This window comes from Citrobacter sp. RHBSTW-00944, from assembly GCF_013615435.1.
GTDB lineage: Bacteria > Pseudomonadota > Gammaproteobacteria > Enterobacterales > Enterobacteriaceae > Citrobacter > Citrobacter braakii.
On the sequence record NZ_CP055418.1, the window covers coordinates 1,363,020 to 1,381,829 of the forward strand.

Annotated in this window: 14 protein-coding genes and 2 pseudogenes; 12 read left to right on the top strand and 4 right to left on the bottom strand. The window is 54.2% G+C overall.

All coding sequences use genetic code 11. From position 1 onward, the window contains the following. Positions 1-6: 6 nt before the first annotated feature. Positions 7-435: pseudogene (locus HV334_RS06440) on the top strand (PTS transporter subunit EIIB); the annotation flags it as partial. 16 nt (positions 436-451) lie between these two features. On the opposite strand, the gene HV334_RS06445 reads toward HV334_RS06440, so the two are convergent. After that, positions 452-1,149, bottom strand: a protein-coding gene (locus HV334_RS06445) for an IS1-like element IS1B family transposase (protein ID WP_095033700.1) whose coding sequence is annotated in 2 segments (ribosomal slippage) — positions 452-900 and positions 900-1,149 — 699 coding nt in all. Because the reading frame shifts where the segments join, the coding sequence is not laid out codon by codon here. 56 nt (positions 1,150-1,205) lie between these two features. Here HV334_RS06445 and HV334_RS06450 point away from each other — a divergent pair. From HV334_RS06450 to tadA, 3 genes and pseudogenes are all read left to right on the top strand, one after another. After that, positions 1,206-1,805, top strand: a pseudogene (locus HV334_RS06450) (PTS transporter subunit EIIC); the annotation flags it as partial. A gap of 3 nt (positions 1,806-1,808) precedes the next feature. After that, entirely contained in the window at positions 1,809-2,444 is a 636-nt protein-coding gene (yfhb, locus tag HV334_RS06455) for a phosphatidylglycerophosphatase C (protein WP_016157167.1), read from the top strand. A 90-nt stretch (positions 2,445-2,534) separates the two neighbouring features. After that, positions 2,535-2,999, top strand: a complete 465-nt coding sequence (gene tadA, locus HV334_RS06460; protein ID WP_249415066.1) for a tRNA adenosine(34) deaminase TadA — start codon at positions 2,535-2,537, stop codon at positions 2,997-2,999. Positions 3,000-3,047: 48 nt separating this feature from the next. Here the strand turns inward: tadA and mltF are convergent, their stop codons facing one another. Then, entirely contained in the window at positions 3,048-4,598 is a 1,551-nt protein-coding gene (mltF, locus tag HV334_RS06465; protein ID WP_181221303.1) for a membrane-bound lytic murein transglycosylase MltF, read from the bottom strand. A gap of 257 nt (positions 4,599-4,855) precedes the next feature. Here mltF and purL point away from each other — a divergent pair, with 257 nt between their 5' ends. The 7 genes from purL (at position 4,856) to glnB (ending at position 14,655) form a co-directional block, all read left to right on the top strand. After that, positions 4,856-8,743 carry a phosphoribosylformylglycinamidine synthase gene (gene purL, locus HV334_RS06470; RefSeq protein WP_181221304.1) on the top strand — a complete coding sequence of 1,296 codons (3,888 nt, stop codon included), beginning with the start codon at positions 4,856-4,858 and terminating at the stop codon, positions 8,741-8,743. A 189-nt stretch (positions 8,744-8,932) separates the two neighbouring features. Continuing rightward, positions 8,933-9,391, top strand: a complete 459-nt coding sequence (gene tnpA / locus HV334_RS06475) for an IS200/IS605 family transposase (protein WP_131381019.1) — start codon at positions 8,933-8,935, stop codon at positions 9,389-9,391. Positions 9,392-9,643: 252 nt separating this feature from the next. Continuing rightward, a complete protein-coding gene (gene tnpA, locus HV334_RS06480) occupies positions 9,644-10,102 on the top strand; it encodes an IS200/IS605 family transposase (protein WP_131381019.1) in 459 nt (152 codons plus the stop codon). Positions 10,103-10,725: 623 nt separating this feature from the next. Continuing rightward, on the top strand, positions 10,726-12,156 hold the full coding sequence (qseE, locus tag HV334_RS06485) for a two component system sensor histidine kinase QseE/GlrK (protein ID WP_181221863.1): 1,431 nt from the start codon (positions 10,726-10,728) through the stop codon (positions 12,154-12,156). A gap of 22 nt (positions 12,157-12,178) precedes the next feature. Next, positions 12,179-12,922 carry a two-component system QseEF-associated lipoprotein QseG gene (gene qseG / locus HV334_RS06490; RefSeq protein WP_181221305.1) on the top strand — a complete coding sequence of 248 codons (744 nt, stop codon included), beginning with the start codon at positions 12,179-12,181 and terminating at the stop codon, positions 12,920-12,922. Continuing rightward, the gene (gene glrR, locus HV334_RS06495) at positions 12,922-14,256 is read left to right on the top strand and encodes a two-component system response regulator GlrR (protein ID WP_304412487.1); all 1,335 of its coding nucleotides are present in this window, start codon (positions 12,922-12,924) and stop codon (positions 14,254-14,256) included. Before qseG ends, glrR begins: the two co-directional genes overlap by 1 nt. 60 nt (positions 14,257-14,316) lie before the next feature. Next, positions 14,317-14,655 carry a nitrogen regulatory protein P-II gene (glnB, locus tag HV334_RS06500; RefSeq protein ID WP_002914032.1) on the top strand — a complete coding sequence of 113 codons (339 nt, stop codon included), beginning with the start codon at positions 14,317-14,319 and terminating at the stop codon, positions 14,653-14,655. A gap of 95 nt (positions 14,656-14,750) precedes the next feature. Here glnB and hmpA read toward each other — a convergent pair whose 3' ends face one another. Further along, positions 14,751-15,941: an NO-inducible flavohemoprotein gene (gene hmpA / locus HV334_RS06505; RefSeq protein ID WP_181221306.1), complete on the bottom strand. Its 1,191-nt coding sequence runs from the start codon at positions 15,939-15,941 to the stop codon at positions 14,751-14,753. Positions 15,942-16,267: 326 nt separating this feature from the next. Between hmpA and glyA the strand changes: the two genes are divergently transcribed. Beyond that, complete coding sequence (gene glyA / locus HV334_RS06510) at positions 16,268-17,521, top strand: serine hydroxymethyltransferase (protein WP_047416460.1); 1,254 nt, start codon at positions 16,268-16,270, stop codon at positions 17,519-17,521. A gap of 78 nt (positions 17,522-17,599) precedes the next feature. On the opposite strand, the gene hcaD is transcribed toward glyA, so the two are convergent. Beyond that, positions 17,600-18,802: a phenylpropionate dioxygenase ferredoxin reductase subunit gene (gene hcaD, locus HV334_RS06515; protein WP_181221307.1), complete on the bottom strand. Its 1,203-nt coding sequence runs from the start codon at positions 18,800-18,802 to the stop codon at positions 17,600-17,602. Positions 18,803-18,810 lie beyond the last annotated feature (8 nt).

The following is an 18,810-nucleotide window of genomic DNA, read 5'->3' on the forward strand; positions in this document are numbered from 1 at the left end:
GTGTATATGGATAAGACGGCGGTGCTGGCCAGCGACATTCTGCTGGGCGTAGGCGGAGAGCAAAATATTCTGCGCCTGGAAAACTGTATGACTCGTGTCAGGGTGGAAGTTCAGGATGACGGTCAGATTGATATTCCCCGTCTCAGGCAACTGCCCGGTGTTAGCGGTTACGTGAAGCAGGGCGCGCAGCATCAGATAATCGTCGGCCCCGGTAAAGCTGCCAAGGTGGTGGATGCCATGCGCTCCCTGATTGCCGGTGGCGGCGAGCGTGCAGATGTGAATAATATCGAGCGCACCAAATCAGAGGCCAAAGCGAAGTACAAAGCGCCAATGAGCGATGCGCTGCGCAAGCTGGCGAACGTCTTTATCCCTCTTATTCCGGCGTTTATCGCCTCCGGTTTGATTACCGGCATTATTAACATCCTTAAGCGACCGGGGTAATGACTCCAACTTATTGATAGTGTTTTATGTTCAGATAATGCCCGATGACTTTGTCATGCAGCTCCACCGATTTTGAGAACGACAGCGACTTCCGTCCCAGCCGTGCCAGGTGCTGCCTCAGATTCAGGTTATGCCGCTCAATTCGCTGCGTATATCGCTTGCTGATTACGTGCAGCTTTCCCTTCAGGCGGGATTCATACAGCGGCCAGCCATCCGTCATCCATATCACCACGTCAAAGGGTGACAGCAGGCTCATAAGACGCCCCAGCGTCGCCATAGTGCGTTCACCGAATACGTGCGCAACAACCGTCTTCCGGAGCCTGTCATACGCGTAAAACAGCCAGCGCTGGCGCGATTTAGCCCCGACGTATCCCCACTGTTCGTCCATTTCCGCGCAGACGATGACGTCACTGCCCGGCTGTATGCGCGAGGTTACCGACTGCGGCCTGAGTTTTTTAAATGGCGGAAAATCGTGTTGAGGCCAACGCCCATAATGCGGGCGGTTGCCCGGCATCCAACGCCATTCATGGCCATATCAATGATTTTCTGGTGCGTACCGGGTTGAGAAGCGGTGTAAGTGAACTGCAGTTGCCATGTTTTACGGCAGTGAGAGCAGAGATAGCGCTGATGTCCGGCAGTGCTTTTGCCGTTACGCACCACCCCGTCAGTAGCTGAACAGGAGGGACAGCTGATAGAAACAGAAGCCACTGGAGCACCTCAAAAACACCATCATACACTAAATCAGTAAGTTGGCAGCATCACCCATTACCGGGGCCATCGCGATTGTGGCGCTACAACCGCTTGGAGGCTGGATTTCTGAATCTATCGCTCACGGCGCATCCTGGGCTATCGACCGCGGCGGTTTCCTGGTTGGTGCCATACTGGCGGGAACTTTCCTGCCATTGGTGCTCACCGGACTTCATCAAGGGTTGGTGCCCATCCACGTTGAGCTGGTACAGGCGCACGGTTATAACGCGCTCTTTCCTATCCTGGCGATGGCAGGCGTTGGACAAGTAGGGGCTGCGATAGCGGTGTTGATGAAAACCCGCAATGCGCGGCTAAAGAAAGTGATCAAAGGAGCGCTGCCGGTCGGGCTGCTGGGTATTGGCGAGCCGCTTATTTTTGGCGTCACGCTGCCGTTGGGTAAACCGTTTATCGGTGCCTGTCTTGGCGGAGCGGTAGGCGGGGCGCTGATTAGCTACTGGAAGGTGGCGACGGTTATCACCTTTGGCATCTCCGGTTTGCCGCTGGCACTGACGATTGTTGCCGGAAAAGTGATGTTCTATCTGTTAGGCTATCTGGTAGCAGTTATCGCCGGGTTCCTGTTTACCTGGCTATTGGGGTTCAACGATCCAGAGGAATAAGGTTTGACCAATCACCAGCGCCGCGTTGTTTTTTTTGATTTGGATGGCACGTTACACCAGCAGGATATGTTCGGTAGCTTTATACGTTATCTGCTGCGTCGCCAGCCGCTGAACGCGTTGCTTGTGCTGCCTCTGCTACCGGTGATTGCGCTGGCGCTGCTGATACAAGGGCGCGCCGCCCGCTGGCCAATGAGCCTGCTGTTGTGGGGATGCACTTTTGGTCGTAGCGAGGCGCGTCTGAAAGGGCATCAGGCTGACTTTGTGCGCTGGTTTCGCAGTAACGTGACGGCCTTTCCGCTCGTGCAGCAGCGCCTGACAACCTACCTGTTAAGCTCTGACGCCGAAATCTGGCTTATCACTGGCTCCCCGCAGTCGCTGGTCGAGCAGGTGTACTTCGACACGCCGTGGCTACCGCGAGTCAATCTGATCGCCAGTAAAATGGCGCGGGGATTCGGCGGGTGGGTGCTGCCTCTGCGCTGTCTGGGCCATGAGAAAGTGACGCAACTGGAACGCCACATTGGTGCGCCGCTTCAGCTTTACAGTGGCTACAGCGACAGTAATCAGGACAATCCTCTGCTCTCTTTTTGCCAGCATCGCTGGCGCGTCACGCCGCGCGGAGAGCTGCAACAACTCGAATAGAGTAAACGATAGCGTCTGTGTATAATGCGCCCGCTTTGATTACTGGAGTTACCCCCTTTGTCTGAAGTTGAATTTAGCCACGAATACTGGATGCGTCATGCTTTAACGCTGGCTAAGCGCGCCTGGGATGAGCGTGAAGTCCCGGTGGGCGCGGTATTGGTACATAACAACCGAGTGATTGGCGAAGGCTGGAACCGTCCGATTGGTCACCATGATCCGACTGCCCACGCTGAAATTATGGCGCTGCGTCAGGGCGGCCTGGTGCTGCAAAACTACCGTCTGTTGGATACCACGCTGTATGTCACTCTGGAGCCGTGTGTGATGTGCGCAGGCGCGATGGTGCACAGCCGTATCGGTCAGGTCGTTTTTGGCGCGCGCGATGCGAAAACGGGGGCAGCCGGGTCATTAATGGATGTATTGCATCACCCTGGAATGAATCATCGGGTGGATGTGACCGAAGGGGTGCTACGGGATGAATGCGCCACGTTGCTCAGTGATTTCTTCCGCATGCGTCGTCAGGAAATCAAAGCGCTGAAAAAAAACGCCAATTTGTAAATGCCGGTCTGATTGCCTGATGACGCTGCGCTTATCAGGCCTACGAGGCTACTTGCCCTCTTTTTTCTGCGGTGAAAACAGCAGGGAAGGGGAGTGCGACAGGTAATTTGACGACGTCTGAGACAAAAACGACGAAAGCGGCAATTCATCTTTACCTATTAGCTCTGCCGGCGTCACCGCCGGGTAATCCTGCGCCAGTTGCTGCGTTTGAAGCGCCCGTTTTTCTTTCTCCTGCAGATACCCCACCAGGCTAATCTGGTACTTACGGATATTTTCTACATAAGCGTAGGCTTCGTGGCCTCGCGCATAACCATAGGTCAGCTTGTTGTAATACGGCTTTTGGCTGAGCAGTGGCAGACGCTGTTTTACGTCGGACCAGCTGTTCGGATTGCCTTTGGTTTTCACGGTCAGCGCCCGTGCATCCAGCATGTGCGCATAACCCATGTTGTAGGCTGCGAGCGCAAACCAGATGCGTTCCCCTTCGGGGACGGTATCGGGCACTTTACTCATCATATCCTGCAAATACCGTGCGCCGCCGCTGATGCTTTGTTCGGCATCGGTACGGTCAGTCAGTCCGAGACTTTGAGCGGTATTTTTGGTCAGCATCATCAACCCGCGTACGCCGGTCGGGGAAGTGGCCTGCGCGTCCCAGTGTGACTCTTGATAAGAGATTGCGGCGAGCAGTCGCCAGTCTATCTCTTGCGCATATTTCTCAAACAGCGGCTTAAGGTCCGGCAATACGCTGTCTACGGCGCGTAAAAAGGTGCGGGTATCAACATAGTCAAAATCATCGCCATGTCCGAGATACTTTTCTTCTAGTCGCGCCAGAGAGCCGTCTTCATTCATGGTGTTAAAAAAATCCAACAGGGCGGCAGACAGCGTGTTGTCATCGTCCAGGCGACTAAACCAGGTCACCGGCTGTTCGTCAGATACGTCCAGCGCTACGGCCAGTTCAGGATGTACGCGTTGGTATAAGCTGATGGCGACGGAATCGGCAATGGTGTAATCCAGCTTCCCGGCGATAACATCATCAAGCAGTTCAGTAGTGCCCTTTTTGTCATCCACCTTCCAGCTCAGATCGGGAAATTTATTCTCTTTAAGTAACTGGAGATCGTTAACCACCACGTGCCCCGGGGCGATGGTCAGTTGATTTTCGTTCACGGTGGCAAGAGTGCGCGGGCGGTATTGCCCAACCCGATACACCAACTGTTGTGAAACCGAATAGTATGTCGGACCTGGCTGGTAATTTTTCACCCGCTCGCTGTTATATACCAGGCCTGCGGCTAACAGATCGGCATGGCCGTTATCCAGGTCGTCAAAAAGCTGGCTGATGTTCTGGCGCACGGTGACTTTTAACTTCACGCCCAGATAGTTGGCGAACGCCTGAGTCAGTTCATAATCCAGGCCGAATTTCTTACCGTTGAGGGTCGCGTAAGTTAACGGCGAGTCGAGGGTACTGACGCGCAGTTCTCCCCGCGACTGAATGGCGGCGATACGATTTTCGGCTTTACCGAACCAGGGAATAGATGGCCAGAGGGCCGCTGCCAACAACAGCGTTAATATGCCGATGAACAGATAATTAATCTTTAATTTTTTCAATTAGTTAATTCTCTGAACCGTACGTTGTCTCTGCCTGCTGTGGTGATGATTAAGAAGTGAAGTCGTCATTAATGAGCGGCATTTTGCTTAAACTTGCGTCAGTTGGCAACTTATTCAGAAACCAGACCGCATTTGATGATAAGAGAAGGTCGTGATTTTATTTCGACGCAAACGGTTTCGTCGGCGCGGTAGATTCTTTATAATGACGCCCGTTTCCCCCACTTGGGCACACCGAAAGCTTAGAAGACGAGAGACTTATGATGGAAATTCTGCGTGGTTCACCTGCACTGTCTGCATTCCGTATTAACAAACTGCTGGCACGTTTTCAGGCTGCCAACCTCCAGGTCCACAATATTTACGCCGAGTACGTCCATTTTGCCGATCTGAATGCACCGTTGAATGAGGATGAGCACGCCCAGCTTGTACGCCTGCTGAAATATGGTCCTGCTCTTCACAGCCATGCCCCTGAAGGCAAACTGCTGCTGGTTACGCCTCGCCCTGGCACCATCTCCCCGTGGTCTTCTAAAGCGACTGATATTGCCCACAACTGCGGCCTGCAACAGATTAGCCGTCTGGAACGTGGCATTGCCTGGTATGTAGAAGCCTCTACGCTGACCGCTGAGCAGTGGCAGATGGTTGCCGACGAACTGCACGACCGCATGATGGAAACGGTTTTCTCTGCGCTGAACGATGCCGAAAAACTGTTTGTCCATCACCAGCCTGCGCCGGTCTCCAGTGTTGATCTGCTGGGTGAGGGACGCCAGGCGCTGATCGACGCTAACCTGCGTCTCGGTCTGGCACTGGCGGAAGACGAAATCGACTATCTGCAGGATGCGTTTACCAAACTGGGACGCAACCCGAACGACATTGAACTGTACATGTTTGCGCAGGCTAACTCCGAGCACTGCCGCCACAAAATTTTTAACGCCGACTGGGTTATCGACGGTAAACAGCAGCCCAAGTCGCTGTTCAAGATGATTAAAAACACTTTCGAAACCACGCCGGACCACGTGCTGTCTGCCTATAAAGACAACGCCGCGGTCATGGAAGGTTCTGAAGTGGGCCGCTACTTTGCCGACCACAAAACCGGCCGCTACGATTTCCATCAGGAGCCAGCCCACATCCTGATGAAGGTTGAAACCCACAACCACCCGACGGCTATCTCTCCGTGGCCGGGCGCGGCTACCGGCTCCGGCGGCGAAATCCGCGACGAGGGTGCAACCGGTCGCGGTGCAAAACCGAAAGCCGGGCTGGTGGGCTTCTCCGTTTCCAACCTGCGTATTCCTGGCTTTGAACAGCCGTGGGAAGAAGACTTTGGTAAGCCGGACCGTATTGTTACCGCGCTCGATATCATGACCGAAGGTCCGTTGGGCGGCGCGGCGTTTAACAACGAATTCGGTCGTCCGGCGCTGACCGGCTACTTCCGCACCTACGAAGAAAAGGTCAACAGCCACAACGGCGAAGAGCTACGCGGTTACCATAAACCGATCATGCTGGCGGGCGGGATCGGTAACATCCGTGCCGATCACGTGCAAAAAGGTGAGATCGTCGTTGGCGCCAAGCTGATCGTCCTCGGCGGCCCGGCGATGAACATCGGGCTTGGCGGCGGGGCGGCCTCCTCTATGGCTTCCGGCCAGTCTGATGCCGATCTTGATTTCGCTTCGGTACAGCGCGACAACCCGGAAATGGAACGTCGTTGCCAGGAAGTTATCGACCGCTGCTGGCAGATGGGCGATGCGAACCCGATCCTGTTTATCCATGACGTTGGCGCAGGCGGTCTGTCTAACGCCATGCCGGAGTTGGTAAGCGATGGCGGTCGCGGCGGTAAGTTCCAACTGCGCGATATCCTTAGCGACGAGCCGGGTATGAGCCCGCTGGAAATCTGGTGTAACGAATCCCAGGAGCGCTATGTGCTGGCGGTTGCCGCTGACCAGCTACCGCTGTTTGACGAACTGTGTAAGCGCGAGCGCGCGCCGTATGCGGTGATCGGTGAGGCCACTGAAGAACAGCATCTCACACTGAGCGACAGCCACTTCGATAACCAGCCGATCGACATGCCGCTTGATGTGCTGCTGGGTAAAACCCCGAAAATGACCCGCGATGTGCAGACGCTGAAAGCCAAAGGCGACGCCCTGAATCGTGGCGAAATCTCGATTGCAGATGCGGTTAACCGCGTGCTGCATCTGCCGACTGTCGCTGAGAAAACGTTCCTCGTGACGATCGGCGACCGTACCGTTACCGGCATGGTGGCGCGTGACCAGATGGTTGGTCCGTGGCAGATCCCGGTAGCCAACTGCGCGGTTACCACCGCAAGCCTGGATAGCTACTACGGTGAAGCGATGTCTATCGGTGAGCGTGCGCCAGTTGCGCTACTGGATTTCTCGGCCTCTGCGCGTCTGGCGGTAGGTGAAGCGCTGACTAACATTGCGGCAACGCAGATTGGCGATATCAAACGCATTAAACTGTCGGCTAACTGGATGGCTGCTGCGGGTCACCCCGGTGAAGATGCCGGGCTGTACGAAGCGGTAAAAGCCGTTGGGGAAGAATTATGTCCGGCGCTTGGCCTGACTATTCCGGTGGGTAAAGACTCTATGTCGATGAAAACCCGCTGGCAGGAAGGTAATGAGCAGCGTGAAATGACTTCGCCGCTGTCGCTGGTGATCACCGCCTTTGCCCGCGTGGAAGACGTGCGCCACACGATAACCCCGCAGCTCTCTACTGAAGACAACGCCCTGCTGCTGATTGATCTCGGTCTGGGTCACAACGCGCTGGGCGCGACGGCGCTGGCACAGGTTTATCGTCAACTGGGCGACAAGCCTGCCGACGTGCGTAACGTTGAGCAACTGAAAGGCTTCTACGACGCCATTCAGGCGCTGGTCACGCAGCGTAAGCTGCTGGCCTACCATGACCGTTCCGACGGCGGACTGCTGGTTACGCTGGCGGAAATGGCCTTCACCGGTCACTGCGGTATTGACGCTGATATCCACTCTCTGGGTGACGATCGTCTGGCGGCGCTGTTTAATGAAGAGCTGGGCGCAGTGATCCAGGTTCGCGCTGCTGACCGTGAAGCGGTTGAGGTGTTGCTGGCACAACATGGCCTGGCAGATTGCGTGCACTATCTCGGCCAGGCGGTAACGGGTGACCGTTTCACCCTGAGCGCCAACGGTCAGCCGGTGTTCAGCGAAAGCCGCACCACGCTGCGCATGTGGTGGGCGGAAACCACCTGGCAGATGCAGCGTCTGCGCGACAACCCGGAGTGTGCCGATCAGGAACACGACGCTAAAACCAACGATGCCGATCCTGGCCTCAACGTTAAACTGTCGTTTGATATCAACGAAGATGTTGCCGCCCCGTACATCGCTACCGGCGCGCGTCCAAAAGTGGCCGTGCTGCGCGAGCAGGGCGTGAACTCCCACGTTGAAATGGCGGCTGCCTTCCACCGTGCGGGCTTTGACGCCATCGATGTGCATATGAGCGACCTGCTGGGCGGACGCATCGGTCTGGGTAACTTCCAGGCGCTGGTCGCTTGTGGCGGTTTCTCTTACGGCGATGTGCTCGGCGCAGGGGAAGGCTGGGCGAAGTCGATTCTGTTCAACAACCGCGTCCGTGATGAGTTCGAAACCTTCTTCCATCGCCCGCAAACGCTGGCGCTCGGGGTGTGTAACGGTTGCCAGATGATGTCTAACCTGCGTGAACTGATCCCGGGAAGCGAGCTGTGGCCGCGCTTTGTGCGTAACCACTCCGATCGTTTTGAAGCCCGCTTCAGCCTGGTCGAAGTGACGCAAAGCCCGTCTTTACTGCTTGCTGATATGGTTGGTTCGATGATGCCGATTGCCGTTTCTCACGGTGAAGGCCGTGTGGAAGTGCGTGACGGCGCACATCTGGCCGCGCTGGAGAGTAAGGGACTGGTGGCGCTGCGCTACGTTGATAACTTCGGTAAGGTGACCGAGACCTACCCGGCTAACCCGAACGGTTCGCCGAACGGAATTACTGCCGTTACTACTGAAAATGGTCGCGTCACCATTATGATGCCGCACCCGGAACGCGTATTCCGTACCGTGAGCAACTCTTGGCACCCGGAAAACTGGGGCGAGGACAGCCCGTGGATGCGTATCTTCCGCAACGCGCGTAAACAACTCGGGTAATCAGCTCGATAACCTTTAAGCCCCTCTGCGTGAGGGGCTTTTTTTTGTGCACAGAAAACCCCCAGCTAGGCTGGGGGTTCCGGAAAGCTTTCAGCTTTGGGCCAGTTATTAAAACCCCTTTTGATTTGTTAAAACACATTGCGGTCTGGCAACTGCAAATGTTTAACAAGAAATCAAAAGGGGGTCCCAATGGGGGACGAAAAGAGCTTAGCGCACACCCGATGGAACTGTAAATATCACATAGTTTTTGCGCCCAAATACCGAAGACAAGCATTCTACGGGGAGAAACGCAGGGCGATAGGCAGCATTTTAAGAAAGCTGTGTGAGTGGAAAAACGTGCGGATCCTGGAAGCGGAATGCTGTGCGGATCATATCCATATGCTTGTGGAAATCCCACCCAAAATGAGCGTATCCGGCTTTATGGGGTATCTGAAAGGGAAAAGCAGTCTGATGCTGTATGAACAGTTTGGGGATATGAAATTCAAGTACAGGAATAGAGAGTTCTGGTGCCGGGGATACTACGTAGATACGGTGGGTAAGAACACGGTGAAGATACAGGAATACATAAAGCACCAGCTTGCAGAAGATAAAATGGGTGAGCAGTTATCGATCGCTTATCCGGGTAGCCCGTTTACGGGCCGTAAGTAACGAAGTCTGATGCAAATGTCAGATCGTATGCGCCTGTTAGGGCGCGGCTGGTAACAGAGCCTTATAGGCGCATCCGAAAAACCTCCGGCTATGCCGGAGGATATTTATTGTGCACAGAAAACCCCCAGCTAGGCTGGGGGTTCCGGAAAGCTTTCAGCTTTGGGCCAGTTATTAAAACCCCTTTTGATTTGTTAAAACACATTGCGGTCTGGCAACTGCAAATGTTTAACAAGAAATCAAAAGGGGGTCCCAATGGGGGACGAAAAGAGCTTAGCGCACACCCGATGGAACTGTAAATATCACATAGTTTTTGCGCCCAAATACCGAAGACAAGCATTCTACGGGGAGAAACGCAGGGCGATAGGCAGCATTTTAAGAAAGCTGTGTGAGTGGAAAAACGTGCGGATCCTGGAAGCGGAATGCTGTGCGGATCATATCCATATGCTTGTGGAAATCCCACCCAAAATGAGCGTATCCGGCTTTATGGGGTATCTGAAAGGGAAAAGCAGTCTGATGCTGTATGAACAGTTTGGGGATATGAAATTCAAGTACAGGAATAGAGAGTTCTGGTGCCGGGGATACTACGTAGATACGGTGGGTAAGAACACGGTGAAGATACAGGAATACATAAAGCACCAGCTTGCAGAAGATAAAATGGGTGAGCAGTTATCGATCGCTTATCCGGGTAGCCCGTTTACGGGCCGTAAGTAACGAAGTCTGATGCAAATGTCAGATCGTATGCGCCTGTTAGGGCGCGGCTGGTAACAGAGCCTTATAGGCGCATCCGAAAAACCTCCGGCTATGCCGGAGGATATTTATTGTCAGTCATTTTGTATGCCGCTATCCGACAATGCGTTTAAGTGTCGGGAAATCCCGACATAGGTGGGGTTACGCTGTCGCTAAAAAGAGACATTTAATTATATGATTTACAATGAATTTGTTTTTAAGTGCTGTGGGTGTTGCTGATTGGCGACAGTAAGGGTGAAAAATAGCCAAAATCATTTTTCATATGAATAAGAACATTTTCCATATTTATCATTGTGTTAATAAAGTGTTTTGAATATTGGCACAGATGCTGCATAATATAGCCCAGTGGCTCATTCACCTTCTTATGTCAGCCCCTTCGGGACGTGCTACATAAACTTCGAATGACGCACAACAAGGTGCCTGCCGTCCAACATCTGATATTAGCATCGCTCATATCAACCTTCGGGCGAAACGTCGAGTTAGGCACCGCCTTATTCCACAACAAAGCCGGGTTAATCCCGGCTTTGTTGTATCTGACGTTCCCCTCAGTTAGCATCAACCTATTCCTGTCCATTGAGAGTAACGCCTTGAAGCGCTGGTCTGTTTTCCCCCGATCTTTACGTCAATTGGTTACGTTGGCATTTTTGCTTATCCTGCTGCCGTTGTTAGTTTTGGCCTGGCAGGCGTGGCAAAGTCTGAATGCCCTGAGCGCGCAGGCGGCGCTGACGAACCAAACCACGCTGATTGACGCCAGACGCAGCGAAGCGATGACCAATGCCGCGCTGGAGATGGAGCGTAGCTACCGGCAATACTGTGTGCTTGATGACCCAACGCTGGCTAAGGTTTACCAGAGCCAACGTAAACGCTACAGCGACATGCTGGATGCGCATGCGGGCGTGTTGCCGGATACCAAGCTTTATCAGGCACTGCGTCAGGACCTCAACGATCTCGCGCAGTTGCAGTGCACTAACAGCGGTCCTGATAGCGTGGCGGCGGCGCGGCTGGACGCTTTCGCCAGTGCCAATACTGAAATGGTACAAGCGACGCGCACGGTCGTCTTTTCTCGTGGGCAGCAGCTACAGCAGGAAATAGCCGAACGTGGGCAGTTCTTTGGCTGGCAGGCGCTGGTGCTGTTTCTTGTCAGCCTGGCGATGGTGTTGCTGTTTACCCGCATGATAATCGGTCCGGTGAAGGGCATAGAAAAAATGATCAATCGTCTGGGGGAAGGGCGCTCGCTGGGCGATAGCGTATTATTTACGGGACCCCGGGAGCTGCGCTCCGTGGGGCAGCGCATTATCTGGCTGAGCGAACGTCTCTCCTGGCTGGAGTCACAACGACATCAGTTTTTACGCCACCTGTCTCATGAGCTGAAAACGCCTCTGGCGAGTATGCGCGAAGGTACCGAGCTGTTAGCCGATCAGGTCGTTGGGCCGTTAACGCCAGAGCAAAAAGAGGTGGTCGGTATTCTCGATGACAGTAGCCGCAACCTGCAAAAACTGATTGAGCAACTGCTCGATTACAACCGCAAGCTGGCGGATGACGAGGTTGAGCTTGAATGTGTGGAAATCGCGCCGCTGGTGGAAAGCGTTGTTTCTGCACATAGCCTGCCCGCTCGCGCCAAAATGATACATACTGATGTTGCGCTTGCGGTGAACGCCTGCCTGGCAGAACCGATGCTATTGATGAGCGTGCTGGACAATCTTTATTCCAATGCGGTGCACTATGGCGCTGAATCCGGTAACATTTGGATCCGCAGCAGTTTGCATGGCTCAATGGTATACATTGATGTAATGAATACCGGCACACCGATTCCAGAAGCAGAACAGACCATGATCTTCGAGCCTTTTTTCCAGGGTAGCCATCAGCGAAAAGGGGCGGTAAAAGGAAGCGGGTTGGGGCTGAGCATTGCCAGAGATTGCATCCGCCGTATGCGGGGCAAACTGTATCTGGTTGATGAGCATGCGCAAAACGTTTGTTTTCGCATAGAACTGCCGCTATCTGCAGCGAAAAATCACTAAAATAAACCTAAGTCTGGTGAGTATGCCATACGTTGTTGTCCGAATGCTTAAACGACATTTTTTCCGTCGCGTCATCCTCGCAAGCCTGCCGTGTCTGGCGCTGGTAGGCTGCGTCCCGAACGCGGTGAATCATATTATCGGCGACCCCTCGCAGGAGAAAATTCCGCCTCATCAACTGGCGGACTACCTTGCAACCGACTGTAGCGATATCTGGTCGTTGTCTGGTCAGCCCACAGAGACCAATCCGCTGTACTGGCTGCGGGCGATGGATTGCGCCAATCGCCTGATGCCGGTACAGGCGCGTAGTGAAGCCAGCACGATGATGCCTAATACCTGGCAGGGGGCTTTCAGGCGCGGGATCCTGCTTGATAACGCCAGCATTACGCCGCCTGAAAGGCGGGAGACGGTTACGCGCCTCGACGCATTAAGCCCGCAAATTCCGCCACAGGTACGCCCGCTGTATCAGGTCTGGCGCAGCAGTCAGACGTTGCAGTTGCAACTGGCCGAAGAGCGTATGCGCTACAGCAAGCTTCAGCAGGCATCAGACAGCGATCTTGATACGTTACGTCAGCAGCAACAACACTTGCAGTCTCAGCTCGATCTCACGACCCGCAAGCTGGAGAATCTGACCGATATCGAACGCCAGCTTTCCACGCGCAAACCTGCCGGTAGTTACAACCCTGATGCGCCGCACGGGAACGATAAACTCACCCCACCTGATAACGAGGAAGGCGCAGCGTCGTCTGCCGATGAGGTCACGCCATGATAAGCCGTAAGCCCGCGCATCTGCTGCTGGTGGATGACGATCCCGGCCTGTTGAAATTACTTGGAATGCGCCTGACCAGCGAAGGCTACAGCGTCGTAACCGCAGAAAGCGGGCAGGAAGGGCTACGGGTGCTTAACCGTGAAAAAGTGGATCTGGTTATTAGCGATCTGCGCATGGATGAAATGGACGGCATGCAGCTGTTTACTGAAATCCAGAAAGTGCAGCCGGGAATGCCGGTTATTATCCTCACCGCTCACGGTTCCATCCCCGACGCCGTTGCGGCGACTCAGCAAGGGGTGTTCAGCTTTCTCACTAAGCCGGTCGATAAAGACGCGTTATACCATGCGATCGACGGGGCGTTGGAACAGTCTGCGCCTGCCGCTGATGACAGCTGGCGTGAGTCCATCGTCACCCGCAGCCCACTGATGCTGCGCCTGCTGGAACAGGCGCGCATGGTGGCGCAATCGGACGTAAGCGTATTGATCAACGGCCAAAGCGGAACCGGGAAAGAAGTTTTTGCCCAGGCCATTCACAACGCCAGCCCGCGCAGCCACAAGCCTTTTATTGCCATTAACTGTGGCGCATTGCCGGAACAACTGCTGGAGTCTGAGCTGTTTGGTCATGCGCGCGGCGCTTTTACCGGTGCGGTGAGCAATCGTGAAGGGCTGTTTCAGGCCGCGGAAGGCGGGACGCTGTTTCTCGATGAGATTGGCGATATGCCCGCGCCGTTGCAGGTTAAATTGCTACGTGTATTGCAGGAGCGAAAAGTCAGGCCGCTGGGCAGTAACCGCGATATCGATATTGATGTGCGGATCGTTTCCGCGACCCACCGTGATTTACCCAAAGCGATGGCTCGGGGGGAATTTCGCGAAGATTTGTACTATCGCCTCAACGTGGTGAGCCTGAAGATCCCGGCGCTGGCCGAGCGTACGGAAGATATTCCGCTGCTGGCAAACCATCTGCTGCGCCAGTCAGCTGAACGACACAAACCGTTCGTGCGCGCCTTTTCGACCGATGCCATGAAACGGTTAATGACCGCCAGTTGGCCTGGTAACGTGCGTCAGTTGGTTAACGTGATTGAGCAGTGCGTGGCGTTGACCTCTTCGCCGGTGATCAGCGACGCGCTGGTGGAGCAGGCGCTGGAAGGGGAGAACACCGCGCTGCCGACCTTTGTTGAAGCGCGTAACCAGTTTGAACTCAACTACCTGCGTAAGCTGTTGCAAATTACCAAGGGCAATGTGACCCATGCGGCGCGAATGGCGGGGCGCAACCGCACCGAATTCTACAAGTTGCTCTCTCGCCATGAGCTGGATGCAAACGATTTCAAAGAATAAATCTGCGGATTATGTTAGTTTTATTCGATCAAAAGACAGGCGACCTTTTCAAGGAATAGCATGAAAAAGATTGATGCGATTATTAAACCCTTCAAGCTGGACGACGTCCGCGAAGCGCTGGCTGAAGTCGGCATTACCGGTATGACTGTAACAGAAGTGAAAGGGTTTGGCCGTCAGAAAGGCCATACTGAGCTGTACCGTGGTGCGGAATATATGGTGGATTTTCTGCCGAAGGTAAAAATTGAAATTGTGGTCACCGACGACATCGTCGATACCTGCGTCGACACCATTATTCGTACTGCCCAGACCGGTAAAATCGGTGACGGTAAGATTTTTGTCTTCGACGTGGCACGCGTGATTCGTATTCGCACAGGTGAAGAAGACGACGCGGCAATCTAAGCCGCGCCGTGCTTGCCGGATGGCGGTGTAAACACCTTATCAGGCCTACAATATCCCGTAGGCCTGATAAGCACAGCGCCATCAGGCATGAGTAATTACAAGACTTTATGCGGGCCGAAGCATTCGTAATGAATGTTCTCGTTTTTCACGCCCAAGCCGACCAGCTGCTTCGCGGCAAACTGCATAAAGCCAACCGGACCGCACAGATAAAACTGCATCGCCGGATCGCTGATTGCGCCTTCCAGTTTGTTCAAATCCATCAGACCAATACTATCAAACGCACCTTTCGCGCGATCGGCTTCGGTTGGCTCACGATACCAGGTGTGTGCGCTAAAGCGTGGCAGCGTTTTGCCCAGTTCATTCACTTCATCGGCAAAGGCATGTACATCGCCATTTTCTGCCGCGTGGAACCAGTTAACCTGCGCCGTATGATTCGCTTTTGCCAGCGTATCCAGCATCGCCAGCATCGGGGTTTGACCCACGCCTGCTGAAATCAGAGACACTGGGGTATCGGTCGCAACGTCCATAAAGAAATCGCCCGCAGGTGCGGCTAAGTGAACGACGTCGCCAACATTCGCATGGTTGTGCAGCCAGGTGGAAACCTGACCACCGTCTTCACGCTTCACAGCAATACGGTAGCCTTTGCCATCGGGTTTACGGGTCAGTGAGTACTGACGAATTTCCTGATGCGGGAAACCTTCCGGCTTCAGCCAGACGCCCAGGTATTGCCCCGGATGATATTCAGCCACTGCGCCACGGTCGACAGGTTCAAATTCAAAGCTGGTGATAAGCGCACTGCGTGGGGTTTTTGCCACGATGCGGAAAGGACGGGTACCTTCCCAGCCGCCATTTTTATTGGCATTTTCACTGTAGATCTGCGCTTCACGGTTGATGAAAACGTTCGCCAGCACGCCGTATGCTTTGCCCCATGCATCCAGAACTTCCTGGCCCGGGCTGAACATTTCGTCCAGCGTTGCCAGCAAATGGCCACCTACGATGTTGTACTGCTCCGGTTTAATCTGGAAGCTGGTATGCTTCTGCGCGATTTTCTCAACGGCAGGCAACAGCGCCGCCAGGTTCTCGATATTGCTGGCATACGCGGCAATAGCGTTAAACAGCGCTTCACGCTGATCGCCATTACGCTGGTTACTCATGTTGAAGATTTCTTTCAGCTCTGGGTTATGCGTAAACATGCGATCGTAGAAATGTGCGGTCAGCTTCGGGCCTGTTTCAACCAGCAGGGGAATGGTGGCTTTCACTGTAGCGATGGTTTGTGCGTCAAGCATACGGTCTTCCTTTATCTGAAATTTTAATGATGTATGTCAAATGCATCTTATAAAAAATACCCCTGCATTGTAAATGGTTCTTTGTCACTTTGCGTTGTAAAGGTTACATCGTGAAAAATCTGCATCACAAACCTGAAAAGAAATCCGTTGAAATTCAGCAGACCTTTGTTCTCCAAAGCCTTGCGTGCCGTGAAGGTAATCGTTTGCGTAAAATCCTTTGTCAAGACCTGTTATCGAAGAATGATTCGGTTATACTGTTCGCCGTCGTCCAACGGGACTGCCTTTTTAGGCCGAAATTCTATTGTTAGCTGAGTCAGGAGATGCGGATGTTAAAGCGTGAAATGAACATTGCCGATTATGATGCCGAACTGTGGCAGGCTATGGAGCAGGAAAAAGTACGTCAGGAAGAGCACATCGAACTGATCGCCTCCGAAAACTACACCAGCCCGCGTGTTATGCAGGCGCAGGGTTCTCAGCTGACCAACAAATATGCTGAAGGTTATCCGGGCAAGCGCTACTACGGCGGTTGTGAGTACGTTGATATCGTTGAGCAATTGGCTATCGATCGTGCAAAAGAGCTGTTTGGCGCTGACTACGCTAACGTACAGCCGCACTCCGGCTCCCAGGCTAACTTCGCTGTTTACACCGCTCTGCTGCAACCGGGTGATACCGTTCTGGGTATGAACCTGGCGCAAGGCGGCCACCTGACTCACGGTTCCCCGGTTAACTTCTCTGGCAAGCTGTACAACATCATCCCTTACGGTATTGATGAGTCCGGTAAAATTGACTACGAAGATATGGCTAAGCAGGCCAAAGAGCACCAGCCGAAGATGATCATCGGCGGCTTCTCTGCTTACTCCGGCGTTGTTGACTGGGCAAAAATGCGTGAAATCGCCGACAGCATTGGCGCATACCTGTTCGTTGACATGGCGCACGTTGCAGGCCTGATCGCCGCAGGCGTTTACCCGAACCCAGTTCCACACGCACACGTAGTGACCACCACCACCCACAAAACCCTGGCGGGTCCGCGCGGCGGCCTGATCCTGGCGAAAGGCGGTGACGAAGAGCTGTACAAAAAGCTGAACTCCGCGGTGTTCCCAAGCGCGCAGGGCGGCCCGCTGATGCACGTGATCGCAGCGAAAGCCGTGGCGCTGAAAGAAGCGATGGAACCTGAGTTTAAGGTTTACCAGCAGCAGGTTGCCAAAAACGCCAAAGCGATGGTGGAAGTGTTCCTGAACCGTGGCTACAAAGTGGTTTCTGGCGGTACTGAAAACCACCTGTTCCTGCTGGATCTGGTTGATAAAAACCTGACCGGTAAAGAAGCTGACGCCGCACTGGGCCGCGCTAACATCACTGTTAACAAAAACAGCGTGCCGAACGATCCGAAGAGCCCGTTTGTGACTTCCGGTATCCGTATCGGTTCTCCGGCTGTAACTCGCCGTGGCTTTAAAGAAGCGGAAGTGAAAGAGCTGGCTGGCTGGATGTGTGACGTTCTGGACAACATCAATGACGAAGCCGTTATCGAGCGCGTCAAAGGTAAAGTTCTGGATATCTGCGCACGCTTCCCGGTTTACGCGTAATTCTGCTTAACGCAAAACGAAAGGCCGCTGATGCGGCCTTTTTTAATGCCTGATAGCGCTGCGCTTATCAGGCTGCTATCACAACGACTTCAGCGCTACGCCTTCATCGCACAGCGCCTCCTCGCTTACCACTCGTCCTGAATGAATTAACTTACGCAGTGCGCGCACTTCGCGTCCGTTGTTGAGCGCTACTGCGCCAATTAGCTTCCCATCACGCAGGTGGAACCAGATAGCCTTGCCGTCATCTGGATTGCCACGACATAGCCATGTTTGCCCTTGCATACCGCCAACAAATTGCAGATTGTCATTAAATTGGTCGGTCCAGAACCAGCCTGGCGTCTTCTCCGGCAACGGCAGATTAAGCATTGCGGCAGCGGCAATCTGTGCCTGGTTATTGGCATTTTCCCAGCTTTCTACTCGTTCTAACGAACCGTCGGGCTGGCGCGTTATCGCCACATCACCGGCGGCGAAAATCGCGGGATCGGAGGTGATGCATGCGGAGTCAACGATAATACCGTTAGCCGTCTCCAGCCCCGCTTCGCGAGCCAGCGCATCATTCGCCACGATGCCGATGCCATAAACCAGCGCATCGGCCTGTAGCGTCTCGCCGTTTTGCAGGGTAAGCGAGAGAAACTCTCCCGCTTCAGCGTGCTCAATGGCGCTGTTGAGCAGCACCCGCACCCCTGCCTGTCGGTGGCGGTTTAGCAGATAGTCGCGCACCGGAGCAGGGGCGTTGCGGCCCATTACCGTTGAGGCCAGCTCCACTAACGTCACCCGACAGCCGCGTTGGATTGCGCTAGCCGCTAATTCCAGGCCAATGGTGCCCGCACCGACAATCACAATCGACTTGCCCGGCAGCAAGGTACCGCGCAGACGCTCGGCATCTGCGGCGTGACGCAGGGTAAAGCAACGTTCGCCCAGTTTATCCAGTAGCGGCAGCGGTCTGGCGGCGGCCCCGGTCGCCAACAGCAACTGCGACCAGCGGTAAGACTGACCATCGGCGAGCATCAGCGTGCGCGAGGTGCGGTCAATCTGACGCAGCGTGACGCCAAGATGCAGCTGTACGTTGTTCTCCAGCCACCAGTCAGCGTTCAGGATCGGATGTCGCTGTGGATTTTCGTCCAGCAGCATCGCTTTGGAGAGCGGAGGGCGTTCATAGGGCAGATACGGCTCATCGGAAAACAGATGCAATTCGCCGTTAAATCCTTGCTGACGCAGTGCGACGGCGGCCATTGCCGCAGCCTGACCACCGCCGACGATAGCGATAATTTTATGGCTCATAACACCTC